Origin of the sequence: Kaistia sp. MMO-174 (assembly GCF_037147815.1) — a bacterium.
Taxonomy (GTDB): domain Bacteria; phylum Pseudomonadota; class Alphaproteobacteria; order Rhizobiales; family Kaistiaceae; genus Kaistia; species Kaistia nematophila.
Map to the genome: position 1 here is coordinate 545,033 of NZ_JBBCUO010000003.1, position 15,934 is coordinate 560,966.

The following is a 15,934-nucleotide window of genomic DNA, read 5'->3' on the forward strand; positions in this document are numbered from 1 at the left end:
ACCTCGCGGCTTGCGATGAGCGCCCCCTCTCCCGCTGGCGGGAGAGGGCTGGGGTGAGGGCCTTCAACGGACCATCCCCAGAAGCAAAAAAGCCCCGCTCGGTCGAGCGGGGCTTTTTCCTTTGGCCACAGCGTGGAAGCCGTCAGCCCTTGTTCTTGTTGTAGACGTCGAAGACGACGGCGCCGAGCAGCACCAGGCCCTTCACGACCTGCTGCCAATCGACATTGACGCCCATGATCGACATGCCGTTGTTCATCACGCCCATGATGAAGCCGCCGACGACGGTGCTGATCACCTGGCCGACGCCGCCCATGGCCGACGCGCCGCCGATGAAGACCGCCGCGATGACGTCGAGCTCGCTGCCGAGGCCGGCGGCCGGCACGGCCTGGCCGAGGCGGGCCGCGATGATCAGGCCGCCGAGCGCCGACAGCACGCCCATGTTGATGAACACCATGAGGGTCAGCCGCTCGGTCTTGATGCCCGAGAGCTGCGCCGCCTTGATGTTGCCGCCCATGGCGTAGACGCGACGACCGATCGTGGTGTGGCGCGTGATGAAGAAGAAGATCGCAACCAGGATCCCCATCACGACAAGCACGATCGGGAAGCCGCGATAGACGGCGAACTGGTAGACGAGGAAGAGCGCCAGCACAGAGACGACGAGCGTCTTGATGACGAAGAGCGTGAAGGGCTCGGCCTCGTAGCCGTGCTGCTCGCGGGTGCGGCGGGCGCGGAAGCCGGAATAGGCAAAGGCCAACACACCGATGATGCCAAGCACGACGGTGGTCATGTGCAGCACGACGCCGGAGCCGACGATGGTCTTGCCGGCGGCGTTGACGACGGGCGGCACCAGGGTGAGCGGGCCGATGATGTCGGGCAGGAAGCCCGAGCTCAGCTGCTTGAACGCATCCGGCAGCGGGCCGACCGACGAGCCGCCGCCGAGCAGGCCCTGGCACATGCCGCGGAAGACGAGCATGCCGGCGAGCGTGACGATGAAGCTCGGGATGCGGTGGTAGGCGATCCAGTAGCCCTGCGCCGCGCCGATAACGCCGCCGATCACCAGGCAGATGATCGCTACCACCAGCGGATTGGTGAAGAACCCGCCGAGCGGCCAGATCACCATCATCATGGCGGCGAGCGCGCCGATGAAGCCGGCGACGGAGCCGACCGACAGGTCGATATGGCCGGAGACGATGACGAGCAGCATGCCGAGCGCCATCACGATGATGAAGCTGTTCTGCTGGACGAGGTTGCTGAGGTTGACCGGCTTGAACAGCGTGCCCGTGGTGATCTGGAAGAACACCATGATGGCGATCAGCGCCAGGATCAGGCCGTATTCCCGGAGATTGGACACGAAGGACGAGACGGGAACGCGCGGCGCGCTCGGCACGTCCTGGGCAACGCCCGACTGCGGTGTGGGAGTGTCGGTCATTATGCTACTTTTCCTTCTCCGCGCACGATGGCGCGCATGATCTTCTCCTGGCTGGCTTCGCTCGCGGCCATTTCCCCGACGATACCGCCTTCATTCATGACGTAGATCCGGTCGGAGATGCCGAGCAGTTCGGGCATTTCCGACGAGATCACGATGATCGCCCTGCCCTCGGCAGCGAGGCGGGCGATGATCGTATAGATTTCGTACTTGGCGCCGACGTCGATGCCGCGCGTCGGCTCGTCGAGGATCAGCACCTCGGGATCGGCGAACAGCCACTTCGACAGCACCACCTTCTGCTGGTTGCCGCCGGAAAGGTTGCCGGTCTTCTGGTAGACGTTCGGCGAGCGGATATTGGTCTTGCGCCGGTAGTCGTTGGCGACGTCGAGTTCCTTGAGGTCGTCGATCACGCCATAGCTCGACACGCCCTTGAGATTGGCGATCGAGATGTTGTTCTTGATGTCGTCGATCAGGTTGAGGCCGAAGACCTTGCGGTCTTCCGTGACATAGGCGAGGCCGCGATCGACCGCCTTGCCCACCGTCGAGACGTCGATCGGCTTGCCGTGCAGCAGGACTTCGCCGGTGATCTTGCGGCCATAGCTGCGGCCGAACAGGCTCATCGCGAATTCGGTGCGCCCGGCGCCCATCAGGCCGGCGATGCCGACGACCTCGCCCTTGCGGACGTTGAGGTTGATATTCTTGATCACCTGCCGGTCCGCATGCAGCGGATGATAGACCGACCAGTTCTTCACCTCGAAGAACACCTCGCCGATCTTCGGATCGCGCGGCGGATAGCGGTCCTCGAGCGAGCGGCCCACCATCGAGGTGATGATCCGGTCCTCGCTGATCTCGCCGCGGCCGAGCGTCTCGATCGTGCGCCCGTCACGGATGACGGTGACGTGGTCGGCAACGCGATTGATCTCGTTCAGCTTGTGCGAAATGATGATCGAGGTGATGCCCTGCCGCTTGAACTCGAGCAGAAGGTCGAGCAGCGCCTGGCTGTCCTTCTCCGAGAGGCTGGCCGTCGGCTCGTCGAGGATCAGCAGCTCGACTTCCTTGCTGAGCGCCTTGGCGATCTCCACCAATTGCTGCTTGCCGGTGCCGATATTGGTGATCAGCGTCTTCGGGTCCTCGGTCAGGCCGACCTTCTTGAGCAGGTCGCGGGTGCGCGCCTCATTGGCGTTCCAGTCGATGACGCCGAACTTGGCGTGCTCGTTGCCAAGGAAAATGTTCTCGGCGATCGACAGCATCGGCACCAGGGCAAGCTCCTGGTGGATGATGACGATGCCCTTCTCCTCGCTGTCATGGATGCCGCGGAAGTGGCACTCCTGGTCGCGATAGATGATCTGGCCTTCATAGTCGCCGTTCGGATAAACACCCGAAAGGACTTTCATCAGAGTCGACTTGCCGGCGCCGTTCTCGCCGCAGATGGCGTGAATCTCGCCTTCCTCGACTTTGAGATTGACGTTCGACAGCGCCTTGACCCCGGGAAAGGTCTTGGTGATGTCGCGCATCTCGAGAATATAGGAAGTCATGCAGAGCCGCTCCGGAAAGGGGCATCGGGTGGGTGAGTTTACCTCGTCGCCAGCCCGACAAGAAGGGGCCCCGCCAAGGCGAGGCCCCTCCGTCTATGTGACGATTACTTGAGTTCGTCGGCCTTGATGTAGCCGGACTCGACGACGAGCTTCTCGTAGTTCGACTTGTCCACCTCATGCGGCGTCAGCAGGATCGACGGGACGACCTTGACGTCATTGTTGTAGGTGGTGGTGTCGAGATTGGCAGGCTTGCCGCCCGACAGGACCGTGTCGACGAGCTCGACGGTCGACTTGGCGAGATCGCGGGTGTCCTTGAAGACGGTCGAGTACTGCTCGCCGGCGATGATCGCCTTGACCGAAGCGGTCTCGGCGTCCTGGCCGGTCACGATCGGCCAGGGCTGGTCGGCGGTGCCGTAGCCGACGCCACGGAGCGAGGCGATGATGCCGCGCGACAGGCCGTCATACGGCGACAGGATGCCGTCGACGCGCTTGCCGTCCGAGTAGTTGGCCGAAAGCAGGTTGTCCATGCGGGCCTGAGCGGTGGCGGCGAGCCAGCGCAGCGTGCCGACCTTGTCCATGCCGGTCTGGCCGGAGACGATCTTGATCGAGCCGTCGTCGATCAGCGGCTGCAGGACCGACATCGCGCCGTTGTAGAAGAAGAAGGCGTTGTTGTCGTCCGGCGAACCACCGAACAGCTCGACGTTCCAGGGCTTGGTGTCCGGGAAGCGCTCCTTGAGGCCCTTCACCAGCGACTGGGCCTGGAGGACGCCGACGCCGAAATTGTCGAAGGTCGTGTAGTAGTCGACGTTCGGGGTCTTCTTGATCAGGCGGTCATAGGCGACGACGACGACACCGGCGTCGGCAGCCTTCTGCAGCGCGTCGGAGAGCGTCGTGCCGTCGATCGAGGCGACGATCAGCGCCTTCGGATTCTTGGTGATCTCGTTCTCGAGCTGGCTCAGCTGGTTCGGGATGTCGTCCTGCGCATACTGCAGGTCGACGGTGTAGCCCTTGGCTTCCAGCTGCGACTTCACGGCATCGCCGTCATTGATCCAGCGCTGGGACGTCTTCGTCGGCATCAGGACGCCGATCAGGCCCTTGTCTTCCGCATGAGCCGCCCCGAGGGCCAGCATGCTGACGGTAACTGCCGCAAGCGCGGACTTGAACAGCTTCATTCGTCTTCTCCCAATAGTACGACGTTTGCTCACGCGTGTTGGCCGAGCCGCCGATAATCGGCGCGCATCGTCTTCACGATCCTACGATCACAATGCCCGACAACCTCCCGGCTGCGACTGCTCGGGTCGTCGCCCATCGGGCGGGACCGCGTCCAGCACGTCTTCGTATGATTTAATTCGGGTCCCAGTCAAACACGTTTTTTGGGCACGCGTATCCGCTTGCTCCAAAGGGTGAATTTGTTGGCATTTTCGCGCGCTCCGGCAATGGTCCGATGAATTGCCGGCAAAATGAGCAGCACGGAACGTCGCGTCCGCCTGAACGCTGCCCGGCCGCTTCTCCCCCGCGCCGCCGGCAGGGAGCGCCCCGGCACGGCGTCCGCGGATCGGACCGGACCGATGAAAGGAGACAGGCTCCCGCTACGTCATCGGCGCAACCGTCCGGACTGGAACAACGCCGCGAAACGCGAGATGATCATCGCCAGCCAGTCCGCGTTGGAGCCGCATCATGATCGCGCCAAGCCTCCGCGTTGCATTGCTCGTCCTCGGCCTTTCGGCCGGCCTCGCCTCCGCCGAGACCCTGCCGCTTCCGGCCGGGCTGGTCGGCGCGGCGACCACCGACGGCGAGGCGCTGCTCATCGGCGCCGAGGCGCGCGCCGCCTATTTCCCTCTCGCCGACCAGTTCGTCACCCAGAAGACCCAGAGCTTCTGCGGCGTTGCTTCGATGGTGATGGTCCTCAATGCGGCGGGCGTGCCGGCGCCCACCGTGCCGGAATACGAGCCCTATCGCACCTTCACGCAGGATAATCTGCTCGACGCGCGGACCGACGCCGTCGTGCCGCGCGAGACGATCCTGCGGCAGGGCATGACGCTCGACCAGTTGGGCAGCGTGCTGGCGCTGCAGCCGCTCGACGTCACGGTGAAGCATGCCGGCGACGACAGCCTCGACGCCTTCCGCGCTGCCGCGCGTGACCATCTTGCCCAACCGGGTCAGTTCGTCCTCGTCAACTATCTGCGCAAGGCGCTGGGCCAGCAGACGGGCGGGCATATCTCGCCGCTCGCAGCCTATGACGCGGAGGCCGACCGCTTCCTGATCCTCGACGTCGCCCGCTACAAATATCCGCCGGTCTGGGTCACCGCTTCGGACCTGTTCGCGGCCATGAACACACCCGACAGGGACAATGGCGGCCGGACGCGCGGCTATGTACTGATCTCGCGGAAGACAGCCAACTAGCCCGCCGGGAACCAGAATCCGCACATTGTCGAGACACGGCAAAGTGATGCTCGTTTCAACGGAACAGCCGATGCTGGAGTCCTACAATATCCGGTAGCCACAAAACGGCTAGGTGCATCGATATTGGAGGAAAACATGCGCAGATGGTCCATGGTCCTGGCGGCCGCCGCTCTGGCGACGGCCGCCACCGCCCCCGCCTTCGCCGCCGAAACCATGATGCGGAAGGGGGAAACCGTCATGATGATGCCGAACGGGCAGATGGCCCGCATGATGCACACCGACAAGGCGATGACGGACGCCATGATGAAGGACGCAAAGCCGATGGATGGCTGCGTCATGATGATGATGGGTTCCGACGGCAAGATGTACATGGCGAACGACATGCAGATGGCCAATGGCAAGATGGCCTGCGAATCCGCCATGAAGATGAAGAAGAAATAGCCTCGCTTCCGCCCGTGGCCGCCCCCCCGGGCTTCCCTGTTTCCGACGCCTCGGAGCGATCCCCCGGGGCGCCGCATCCGGCGCAGGCTCGCTTGCGCGTCCGGCCGATTTCGTTGCGAGTGGCCGTCATGGAACGTCGATGCGCCTCGGCTAGAATGAGGATCCGCTGATTCCCTCCTCACCCGCCGGGGCCGATCTTGCGTTTCATCGAAGTCTTCGAGTTCTGGCCCTTTCTCGACACCGTCGTCAGCCTGGCCGCCGCCTTCATCTTCGGAACGCTGGTCGGCGTCGAGCGCCAGTACCGCCAGCGCACGGCCGGCCTTCGCACCAATGTCCTCGTCGCCGTGGGCGCCGCCGCCTTCGTCGATCTCGCCATGGCGATCACCGGCCCGGCAGAGGCGACGCGCGTCATATCCTATGTCGTCTCCGGAGTCGGCTTTCTCGGCGCCGGCGCCATCATGCGCGAGGGCATGAATGTCCGCGGCCTCAACACGGCGGCGACGCTCTGGTGCTCAGCGGCGATCGGCGCCTGTGCGGGCGCCGACATGATCGCCCATGCGGCGCTGGTGACTGTGTTCGTCATCGCCGGCAACACGCTGCTGCGGCCGCTGGCCAACGCCATCAACCGCAAGCCGCTCGACGAGGAAGCCTCCGAGGCGACCTATGAGGTGACGGTCACGGTGCGCGCGGGCGAGCTGCCACGCCTGCGCACCCTGGTCGCCGACATGCTGGAAAAGGCGCATTATCCGGCCGGCGACCTCGAGGTGCACGATCGCGGCGAGGACCTGGCCGAAATCGTCGCGACGCTGGTCAACACCGCCGTCAATCCGAACGAGATGGACGCGGTCGCCCGCCGGATCGAGCGCCTGGCCGGCGTCACCCACGCTTCCTGGGCGATCAGCACCAAGGATTGAGCCCTCGCCACTGATATTGCCCCCTCTCCCACTGCGTGGGCGAGGGAGCCGCCGAGCTTCGGGACGTCTATCGCCGCTTCGGCCCCTTGCGGCCGGCCGAGCTGCCGGGACGTCCGCCGACGGAGCGCGGGCGATGGTTCGTCGTCATCGGATCCGGGCGCTGCGGCCGCTCATGCTCGTCCGTCGAGACCGAGGTCAGGTTCGAGCTGACGCCCATCTCGTCGAGCTCGGGCTTGCGCGCCCGCGACGCCAGCGGCACCTCGGTGCGCTTCACCGTCATCTCGTCGAGGTCGTTCTTGCGGGCACGCGTGGCCGGCTCCGGCGGCAGGTTGCCGGCGCTTCCGTATTTTCGCTCGCCGCGATAGCCGCCGGTACGATCGTCGATCGCCGACTGGCGCGCCAGCGGATCGTCGGCGATGGCGAGTTCGGTCTCCTTGAGGCGCTTGATCTCGTCGCGCAGCCGCGCCGCCGTCTCGAATTCGAGGTTCATCGCCGCGTCGCGCATCTTCTTCTCGAGCGCGTCGAGATGCGCCTTCAGATTGTTGCCGACCAGCGCCGTATCGGCCATGCCGGCGTCGACGGTGACGTGATCCTGCTCGTAGACCGAGGAGAGGATGTCGCCGATCTGCTTCTTGACCGATTCCGGCGTGATGCCGTGCTCTTCGTTGTAGGCGAGCTGCTTTTCGCGGCGGCGCTCGGTTTCCGCCATCGCCCGCTCCATCGAACCGGTGACCCGGTCGGCATAGAGCAGGACCTTGCCGTCGACGTTTCGCGCCGCGCGGCCGATGGTCTGGATCAGCGACGTCTCGGAGCGCAGGAAGCCCTCCTTGTCGGCATCGAGGATGGCGACGAGCCCGCACTCCGGAATATCCAGGCCTTCGCGCAGGAGATTGATGCCGATCAGCACGTCGAAGGCGCCGAGGCGGAGATCGCGGATGATCTCGATGCGCTCCAGCGTCTCGACGTCGGAATGCATGTAGCGGACGCGGACGCCGTTCTCGTGCAGGTATTCGGTCAGGTCCTCGGCCATGCGCTTGGTGAGCGTCGTGACCAGCGTGCGATAACCCTTCTTCGCCGTCTCGCGCACTTCGCCGAGCAGGTCGTCGACCTGGGTCTTGGCCGAGCGGATCTCGACCGGCGGGTCGATCAGGCCGGTCGGCCGGATGACCTGCTCGGTGAAGACGCCGCCGGTCGCTTCCATCTCCCACGAGCCGGGCGTCGCCGAGACGTGCACCGTCTGCGGCCGCATCGCGTCCCATTCCTCGAAGCGAAGCGGCCGGTTGTCCATGCAGGACGGCAGGCGGAAGCCGTATTCGGCCAGCGTCGCCTTTCGCCGGAAGTCGCCGCGATACATGCCGCCGATCTGCGGGATGGTGACGTGGCTCTCGTCGGTGAAGACGAGCGCGTTGTCGGGCAGGTATTCGAACAGGGTCGGCGGCGGCTCGCCCGGCAGGCGGCCGGTCAGGTAGCGCGAATAGTTCTCGATGCCGGCGCAGGCGCCGGTCGCCTCCATCATCTCGATATCGAAGCGGCAACGCTGCTCCAACCGCTGCGCTTCGAGCAGGCGGCCCGATGCCTCCAGTTCCGCCAGCCGCAAGCGCAGCTCATGCTTGATCGAGGCGATCGCCTGGTTGAGCGTCGGCTTCGGCGTCACATAGTGCGAATTGGCGTAGACCTTGACGAATTTGAGCTCGTTCGTCTTCGTGCCCGTCAACGGATCGAACTCGGTGATGCTCTCGACCTCGTCGCCGAACAGCGACAGCCGCCAGGCGCGATCCTCCAGGTGGGCCGGGAAGATCTCGACCGTATCGCCGCGCACCCGGAAGGTGCCGCGGGTGAAATTGGCGTCGGAGCGCTTGTATTGCAGCGCCACGAGATCGGCGAGCAACTGCCGCTGGTCGAGCTTCTCGCCGAGCTCGATGCCGAAGGTCATCGCCGTATAGGTCTCGACCGAGCCGATACCGTAGATGCAGGAAACCGAGGCGACGATGATGACGTCGTCGCGCTCCAGCAGCGAACGGGTCGCCGAATGGCGCATCCGGTCGATCTGCTCGTTCACCGAGGATTCCTTCTCGATATAGGTGTCGGTCCGCGGCACATAGGCCTCGGGCTGGTAGTAGTCGTAGTAGGAGACGAAATACTCGACGGCGTTATCCGGGAAGAACGCCTTGAACTCTCCATAGAGCTGGGCCGCCAGAGTCTTGTTCGGCGCCAGGATCAGCGCCGGGCGCTGCGTGCGCTCGATCACCTTGGCCATGGTGAAGGTCTTGCCCGAGCCGGTGACGCCGAGCAGGACCTGGTCGCGCTCCATTTCGGCGACACCGTCGACCAGCTCCCGGATGGCGTTGGGCTGGTCGCCGCGCGGCTCGAAGGCGGAGACGATCTGGAACGGCCTGCCGCCCTCCGACTTTTCCGGCCGCGGCGGCCGGTGCGGCACCCAGGTCTTGTCGCGGATCTCCGGCCGGCCGTTCTCGATCAGCGCCGAAAGCGCCGCGACGGTCGCCGTCACGGAGGACGACGCCATCGACTCGGCTTCCTCGAGGCTGATCTCGAGGCCGGAGACCGGATTGAGGCCGCTCGCGGCGCGCTCGCGGGCGCTGCTGGCGACGCCGATCGAGGTGCCGCGCCCGGACTTGTGCGTGTCCGTCGCCTTGTCGGCCTTCTTCTCGCCCTTCGATCCGGATTTCGCCTTGCGCTCGGCGTCGACCGGCAGGTCGACGAGCTGCATCCGCTCCGGCCGGGCGCGCGGCGCGCGCTTCGGCTTCGGGGCGATCGGCTCGGCATCCGCCGCGCGCGCGATCTCCTCCATCCAGTCGGCGATATTGCCCGACAGGGGAGCCCCTTCGAGCGGAGCCTGCGGCGCTTCGCCGAAGCCGGTTGTTTTGGGACGCTTGGCCATGGGTACGAAAGTAGAACGTCCGCGCACGAATTTGAAGGGGGCGCGACGCATGATTGTTTCCGCAATCGGCGCGGCCGTGGCATCAAGATCGTCGACATTCGGCTCGCGATCCGTCGGGAGGGCGACATGTCCCGGAGCGTCCCTCCTCACCCAACTGCCGCGCCGGACGCGGCTGGCGAGAACGGCCTGAGATGCGATAGCTTCGGCCGAGACCCTGCCGGCAAGCCATGTCATCACCGGGTCTTTCCCGGGAGATTGACGTGACCAGCAACGGCAGGATGTGGGCTGGACTTGGCTGCGGCGTCGCGGCCGGAGCGCTGTGGGGACTGGTGTTCCTCGCGCCCCAGCTGGTGCGCGAGTTCACGCCGCTCCAGCTCGCCGCCGCCCGCTACCTCGCTTACGGCCTGTTCGCGGCGGCGCTGATCGCGCCGCGCTGGCGGCGGCTCGTCCGCGTCCTCGGTCCGCGCGAATGGGGAGCGCTGGTCTGGCTCAGCCTGCTCGGCAACATCGTCTACTATGTGCTGCTGGCGAGCGCGGTGCAGCTCGGCGGCATCGCCATGACCTCGCTGATCATCGGCTTCCTGCCGGTGGCGGTCACCCTGATCGGCAGCCGAGACCATGGCGCCACGCCGCTCACGCGACTGGCGCCGTCGCTGCTGCTCGGTACCGCCGGCATCCTCTGCATCGGCTGGCAGTCGCTCGGCTCGATCGGAAGCGGCCTGCAGCCGGACGCCCTTCTCGGTCTCGCCTGCGCCATCGCCGCGCTGGCGTCATGGTCGACCTATGCCGTCCAAAACGCCCGCTGGCTGGTACGCGTGCGCCACCTGTCGTCGCAGGACTGGAACCTGCTGACCGGCATCGTCACCGGCGCTCTGTCGCTCTTGCTGCTGCCGCCGGCGCTGCTGATCGGCGCGCACGGCCACGACACCAGCGAATGGCTGCGCTTCGCCGCGGTTGCGGCCGGCGTGGCGCTGTTCGCCTCGATCGTCGGCAATTTCTGCTGGAACTGGATGAGCCGGCTGATGCCACTGACCCTGGTCGGCCAGATGATCCTGTTCGAGACCCTGTTCGCCCTGCTCTACGGCTTCCTGTGGGAGCGCCGCCTGCCGACGACGCTGGAAAGCGTCGCCATCGTTCTGGTGGTGGCGAGCGTGCTCGCCTGCGTCACCGCGCACCGGGCGCGGAGCGACGGGACCGAACCCGTCAGCCAGCCCGAGGCAGGCTCATGACCTGATCATAGAGGTGGCGCGGGATCTGGACGCCATGCGCCAGGCTGCGCGCGCGCGCCTCGTAGCGGCGGACGGAAGGCAGTCGCGCGCCCTGGTCGACGATGGTCGAGAACAGCCGCTCGCTGCTCGCCTGGTTGTCGCGGACGCCGCCGCCGAGGATGGCGGGATCGAAGGCGATCAGGATCTCGCCATGCGCCGGTGCCGCCTTGACGCCGTCGTCGAAATCCATCGGTTCCAGGCTGGTCATGTCGGCGATCAGCGGCCCGGCCAGGAGCTCGATCATCGTCGACAGCGCCGAGCCCTTGTGGCCGCCGAAGGTCAGCATGGCGCCGTCGAGCGCCGCCGCCGCGTCGGTGGTGGGATTGCCGTCCAAGTCGATCGCCCAGCCCGGTTGCAGCGGCTTGCCGGCCATCTTGTGCAGCGAGATGTCGCCGCGCGCGATCGCGCTGGTGGCGAAGTCGAACACGTAGGGATCCTGCCCGGCGCGCGGCCAGCCGAAGGCGATCGGATTGGTGCCGAGCGCGCCCCTGCTGCCGCCGGCAGGCGCCACCCAGCTATGGCTCGGCGTCATGGCGATCGCGACCAGCCCTTTTGCCGTCAGCATCTCGATCTCCGGCCAGAGCGCCGAGAAATGGAAGCAGTTGTTGATCGCGAGCACCGAGATGCCGACCGTCCTCGCCTTCTCGACGAAGAGCGGCATCGCCGCCTCCAGCGCCGGCAGCGAATAGCCGAACCCGGCGTCGACCTTGGTCACGGCCGGCGTCGTGTTCTCGACGACCGGCACGGCGGCGCGGTTGAAGCGCGGATGGTTGATCGTCTGGACGCAACCCGGCAGGCGGAACAGGCCATGCGAATGGCATTCGTCGCGCTGGCCTTCGGTGATCACGCGCGCCACCGGCTCGGCCTGGCGCTCGGGCAGGCCGGCCGCGACGAGCACCGACTTCGCGATTGCAAAGACCTCGTCGAGTCCGAGCGTCACGCGATCCCCGGATTGTTCCATGCCCAATCTGCCCCTCGTTGTATGCATTCAGTCGACAGTCTCTAGCAGCGCGCCGACGGACCGACAATGTCGGCGATGGACGCTCGCCGTCGCCACCCATGACGCGTCATCGGGCGCCCGCAAAGAAAAAAATCGGCGCCCCTGTCGATCCCGCCACCTGTCGCTCGTCGTGACATGAGAGCACGATCGGCAGCCTCGAAATCCGACACTGCCGGCAGCCGCGATCCAGAAGGAGCAAGCCATGCGGTTCATGATCATCGTCAAGGCCAACCCGGACACCGAAGCGGGCGTGATGCCGGAGGAGAAGCTGATCGCCGACATGGCGGCCTATCACGAGGATCTCGCCAAGGCAGGCGCGCTGCTCGACGCCTCCGGCCTGCAGCCGAGCGCCAGAGGCGCCCGCATCCAGTTCTCCCCCGGCGGCCAGCGCTCCGTCATCGACGGCCCCTTCGCCGAGACCAAGGAACTGATCGCCGGCTACACGATCATCGAGGTGAAATCGCGCGACGAGGCGATCGAGTGGGCGAAGCGGATGCCCAATCCCGCCGGTGAGGGCAAGGCCGGCGAGATCGAGCTCCGGCAATTGTTCGAGCTCGATGATTTCGAGCCGGGCGAGTCGATCGACCGCCTCCGCCAGATGGAAAGCGGCGCGCGCGCCTGAACCGCCCCACAGACAGCAATCCGAGACGAGGACAGACCCATGCGCTTCATGATGCTGATGATCCCCAAGGGATACGAGACCGCCGAACCCGGCACCATGCCGGAGGCGGACGCCGTCGCCGCGATGATGAAATACAACGAGGCCCTGCAGGAGGCCGGCATCCTGCTGGCGCTGGACGGGCTGCATCCGCCGTCCATGGGCGCCCGCGTCACCTTCCAGGGCGGCAAGCCCAAGGTCAGTGACGGCCCCTTCGCGGAGGCGAAGGAAGTGCTCGGCGGCTACTGGATGATCAACGTCAAGTCGCGCGAGGAAGCGATCGAATGGGCCAAGAAGTGCCCGGCCGGCGACAATGAGACGATCGAGGTTCGCCAGGTGCAGGAAATGGAGGATTTCCCCGCCGACGTGCAGGCCGCCGCCGCCGGATTCGACGACATGCAGAAGCGGGCCGGCGGGCGCTAGACGCCCGGCCTGCGACACCGGAGAAACACCATGCTCAGGTTCCTTCTCGTCGCGGCGATTGTGCTGGTCGCCGCGATCGGGGTGGTGCTCGCCTATGCAGCGACCCGCCCCGACCACTTTCGCGTCGAGCGGCAGGCGCGGATCCAGGCGCCGGCCGACCGGATCTTTCCGCTGATCGCCGACTTCCACAGCTGGGCGACATGGTCGCCTTACGAAAAGCTGGATCCGGCCATGCACCGCAGCTATTCCGGCCCGCAGAGCGGCAAGGGCGCCGTTTATGAATGGAGCAGCGACGGCAAGGCCGGCACCGGGCGGATGGAGATCGCCGACGCCTCGCCGCCGTCGCGGGTCGAGATCGACCTCGCCTTCACCCGACCGTTCCAGGCGCGCAACGTCGCGGCGTTCACCCTGGAGCCGGACGGCGATGCGACCCGGGTAAGCTGGTCGATGGACGGCACGACGCCCTTCCTCGCCAAGGTGATCGGCCTCTTCGTCGACATGGACAAGATGGTCGGCCGCGACTTCGAAACCGGCCTCGCCAATCTCAAGGCGGCGACGGAGACGCGATAGCCCGCCGACTTCGGCCCGTGGACGCGACGGGGCCATCTCCGACCTTGCGTCCACGCAGCAGACATGGCCTGATCCGCGGCCGTGACACACACCGAAACCCATCAAGCGATCAGCGCCGTCTGGCGGATCGAGCAGGCGAAGCTCGTCGCCAGCCTCGCCCGGATGCTGCGCGACATCGGCGTTGCCGAGGAACTGGCGCAGGACGCGCTGGTCGCGGCGCTGGAGCGCTGGCCGCAAACCGGCATTCCGGACAATCCAGGCGCCTGGCTGATGGCGACCGCCAAGCGGCGCGCCATCGACCGGCTTCGCCATCGCAAGCTGGCGGACGCGAAGCACGCCGAGATCGGCTATATCAGCGATCTCGACCAGGATAGCGTCGTCGACGAACTGGAAGCGCGGCTCGACGACGACATCGGCGACGACCTGCTGAAGCTCGTCTTCACCGCCTGCCATCCGATCCTCTCCGCCGAGGCGCGCGTGGCTCTGACGCTGCGGCTGATCGGCGGCCTCTCCACCGGCGAGATCGCCCGCGCCTTCTTCGTGCCCGAGTCGACCGTGGCGCAGCGCATCGTTCGGGCGAAACGGACGCTCGCCGACGCCGACGTTCCCTATGAGGTGCCGCGCGGGGACGAACTGGCCAAACGCCTCGCCTCGGTGATCGAGGTAATCTACCTGATCTTCAACGAGGGCTATTCTGCGACCGCAGGCGAAGACTGGATCCGGCCGCAGCTGGCCGACGAGGCGGTTCGGCTCGGCCGCATCCTGGCCGGGCTGGCGCCGAACGAGGCGGACGTGCATGGCCTCGTGGCGCTGATGGAAATCCAGGCCTCGCGCTTCGCGGCGCGCGTAGGCCCGAATGGCGAGCCCGTGCTGCTCCTGGACCAGAACCGGGCGCGCTGGGACCACCTGTTGATCCGCCGCGGCCTCGCGGCGCTGACCCGCGCCGAGGCGCTCGGTCCGCGCGGCACCTATACGCTGCAGGCGGCGATCGCGGCCTGCCACGCGCGCGCTCCGACCGCCGACCAGACCGACTGGGGACGCATCGCCGGGCTTTACGCCGAACTCGGCCGGATCGCCCCCTCGCCGGTGGTGGAGCTGAACCGTGCCGTCGCTGTCGGCATGGCCGAGGGACCGGCCGCCGGCCTCGCCGTGGTCGAGCCTTTGGCAACCGAGCCGGCGCTGGCGAGCTCGCATCTGCTGCCGGGCGTGCGCGCCGACCTCTTGATGAAGCTCGGCCGCCTCGCCGAGGCGAAGCTCGATTTCGAGCGTGCCGCCGCCCTCACCCGCAATCTGCGCGAACGCCAGCTACTGCTCGAGCGCGCCGCGACCTGTGCGAACGGCATCGCCGTCTGATCCCGCCCGCCGGCCCGCCCTTGCGCCGGCGGCCGGCGCGCCTTAGGGAGCACGCAGATGGCAGAGGGAGGATCGGATGACCGACACGAACGCCGAAGAGGCTCTGGCGAGCCGCATCGAAGCGCTGGAAATCCGGATCGCCTACCAGGATGAAACCATCGAGGACCTGAACAGCGCGATCACGGCGCAATGGAAACAGGTCGATCTCCTGACCCGCAAGATCGCGCAGCTGACCGAGCAATTGCGCGAGACATCAGAGCAGATCGGCCGCCCGAACCTGCCCGAGCCGCCGCCGCCCCATTATTGAGAGCCGGCGCCGCGCTCAGGTGGCGTAGGCGACGATCCAGAGCGCGAGCGCGATGGCGATGCCATCCTCGATGAGGGCGATCGGCAGGTCCCTGCCGCCCGTTGCCGCAACCAGGCGCTTGCGCGCCTCGTAGCCGCCGAGCGTGCCGATCACGGCGCCGATGGCACCGAGGATCAGGCCGACGATCCAGGCGCCGCCGGCAAAGCCGAGCGCGGCGCCGCAGACCGCGCCCATGAAGATGCGGGTGGCGAACTGCACCGGCACCTTGCGGCTCGGCGTCGTCGGCAGCTGATCGGTGATCAGTTCGGCGATGGCCAGCACGGTGAGGATCACCGGCGCCAGCCAGTGGCTCAGAAAGGAGAGCCAGCTGCCGTCAAGATTGATCCAGCCGAGATAGGCGGCCCATGCGATGGCCGCCGGCGCGGTCATCGCGCGCAGGCCGGCGACGACGCCGATCAACAGCGCCAGGACATAGATGAACATGCTGTCTTCCCCCTACGTTGCCCACAACCGCAGGGTGACGGATTTCCGGCCGTCGATGCCAGGGATTTGTTCGATTGCAGAAAAGAAAAACTAGGAAGCCGCCATGCCGTGCCCGGCGGGCGGAATTTCTTACCCTAAGGAACCTTTGGCCGCTCAGGTAGCGCCGGCCCTTCAGGCAGACGCTTCGTCAGGCCACGCCGCGACTCGGTCGGTTCCTGCGCAGGCGGGCATGAAAAAGCCGGCATCACTGCCGG

Annotated in this window: 15 protein-coding genes; 9 read left to right on the forward strand and 6 right to left on the reverse strand. The window is 66.4% G+C overall.

The features are described 5' to 3' along the window. Positions 1–142: 142 nt before the first annotated feature. The 3 genes from mmsB to chvE all read right to left on the reverse strand — a co-directional run bounded on the left by mmsB (position 143) and on the right by chvE (position 4,133). A complete protein-coding gene (mmsB, locus tag WFK98_RS14545; protein ID WP_266340732.1) occupies positions 143–1,429 on the reverse strand; it encodes a multiple monosaccharide ABC transporter permease in 1,287 nt (428 codons plus the stop codon). After that, on the reverse strand, positions 1,429–2,961 hold the full coding sequence (mmsA, locus tag WFK98_RS14550) for a multiple monosaccharide ABC transporter ATP-binding protein (protein ID WP_266340733.1): 1,533 nt from the start codon (positions 2,959–2,961) through the stop codon (positions 1,429–1,431). Before mmsA ends, mmsB begins: the two co-directional genes overlap by 1 nt. Before the next feature lie 104 nt (positions 2,962–3,065). Then, a complete protein-coding gene (chvE, locus tag WFK98_RS14555; protein WP_266340734.1) occupies positions 3,066–4,133 on the reverse strand; it encodes a multiple monosaccharide ABC transporter substrate-binding protein in 1,068 nt (355 codons plus the stop codon). A 505-nt stretch (positions 4,134–4,638) separates the two neighbouring features. Here chvE and WFK98_RS14560 point away from each other — a divergent pair. From WFK98_RS14560 to WFK98_RS14570, 3 genes are all read left to right on the forward strand, one after another. Further along, entirely contained in the window at positions 4,639–5,364 is a 726-nt protein-coding gene (locus tag WFK98_RS14560; protein WP_336800730.1) for a phytochelatin synthase family protein, read from the forward strand. A gap of 135 nt (positions 5,365–5,499) precedes the next feature. Continuing rightward, positions 5,500–5,805 (forward strand): hypothetical protein, encoded by a 306-nt coding sequence (locus tag WFK98_RS14565; RefSeq protein ID WP_266340736.1) that lies wholly within the window; start codon positions 5,500–5,502, stop codon positions 5,803–5,805. A gap of 197 nt (positions 5,806–6,002) precedes the next feature. Beyond that, positions 6,003–6,719: an MgtC/SapB family protein gene (locus tag WFK98_RS14570; RefSeq protein WP_336800731.1), complete on the forward strand. Its 717-nt coding sequence runs from the start codon at positions 6,003–6,005 to the stop codon at positions 6,717–6,719. Between the two features lie 67 nt (positions 6,720–6,786). Here the strand turns inward: WFK98_RS14570 and uvrB are convergent, their stop codons facing one another. Continuing rightward, complete coding sequence (gene uvrB / locus WFK98_RS14575; RefSeq protein ID WP_336800795.1) at positions 6,787–9,618, reverse strand: excinuclease ABC subunit UvrB; 2,832 nt, start codon at positions 9,616–9,618, stop codon at positions 6,787–6,789. A 260-nt stretch (positions 9,619–9,878) separates the two neighbouring features. Between uvrB and WFK98_RS14580 the strand changes: the two genes are divergently transcribed. Next, positions 9,879–10,847: a DMT family transporter gene (locus WFK98_RS14580; RefSeq protein WP_336800732.1), complete on the forward strand. Its 969-nt coding sequence runs from the start codon at positions 9,879–9,881 to the stop codon at positions 10,845–10,847. Here the strand turns inward: WFK98_RS14580 and WFK98_RS14585 are convergent. After that, the gene (locus WFK98_RS14585; protein ID WP_336800733.1) at positions 10,822–11,847 is read right to left on the reverse strand and encodes an Ldh family oxidoreductase; all 1,026 of its coding nucleotides are present in this window, start codon (positions 11,845–11,847) and stop codon (positions 10,822–10,824) included. The genes WFK98_RS14580 and WFK98_RS14585 overlap by 26 nt on opposite strands. Positions 11,848–12,088: 241 nt before the next feature. On the opposite strand from WFK98_RS14585, the gene WFK98_RS14590 reads away from it, so the two are divergent. From WFK98_RS14590 to WFK98_RS14610, 5 genes are all read left to right on the forward strand, one after another. After that, positions 12,089–12,508: a YciI family protein gene (locus WFK98_RS14590; RefSeq protein ID WP_266340742.1), complete on the forward strand. Its 420-nt coding sequence runs from the start codon at positions 12,089–12,091 to the stop codon at positions 12,506–12,508. A 39-nt stretch (positions 12,509–12,547) separates the two neighbouring features. After that, a complete protein-coding gene (locus WFK98_RS14595) occupies positions 12,548–12,967 on the forward strand; it encodes a YciI family protein (protein WP_266340743.1) in 420 nt (139 codons plus the stop codon). A 30-nt stretch (positions 12,968–12,997) separates the two neighbouring features. Beyond that, on the forward strand, positions 12,998–13,537 hold the full coding sequence (locus tag WFK98_RS14600) for an SRPBCC family protein (RefSeq protein ID WP_336800734.1): 540 nt from the start codon (positions 12,998–13,000) through the stop codon (positions 13,535–13,537). 81 nt (positions 13,538–13,618) lie between these two features. Next, on the forward strand, positions 13,619–14,890 hold the full coding sequence (locus WFK98_RS14605; protein WP_336800735.1) for an RNA polymerase sigma factor: 1,272 nt from the start codon (positions 13,619–13,621) through the stop codon (positions 14,888–14,890). A gap of 76 nt (positions 14,891–14,966) precedes the next feature. Further along, positions 14,967–15,197, forward strand: a complete 231-nt coding sequence (locus tag WFK98_RS14610) for a SlyX family protein (protein ID WP_266340746.1) — start codon at positions 14,967–14,969, stop codon at positions 15,195–15,197. A gap of 15 nt (positions 15,198–15,212) precedes the next feature. On the opposite strand, the gene WFK98_RS14615 is transcribed toward WFK98_RS14610, so the two are convergent. Continuing rightward, positions 15,213–15,680, reverse strand: coding sequence for a DUF4126 family protein (locus tag WFK98_RS14615; RefSeq protein WP_266340747.1), 468 nt, complete (start codon positions 15,678–15,680; stop codon positions 15,213–15,215). Positions 15,681–15,934 lie beyond the last annotated feature (254 nt).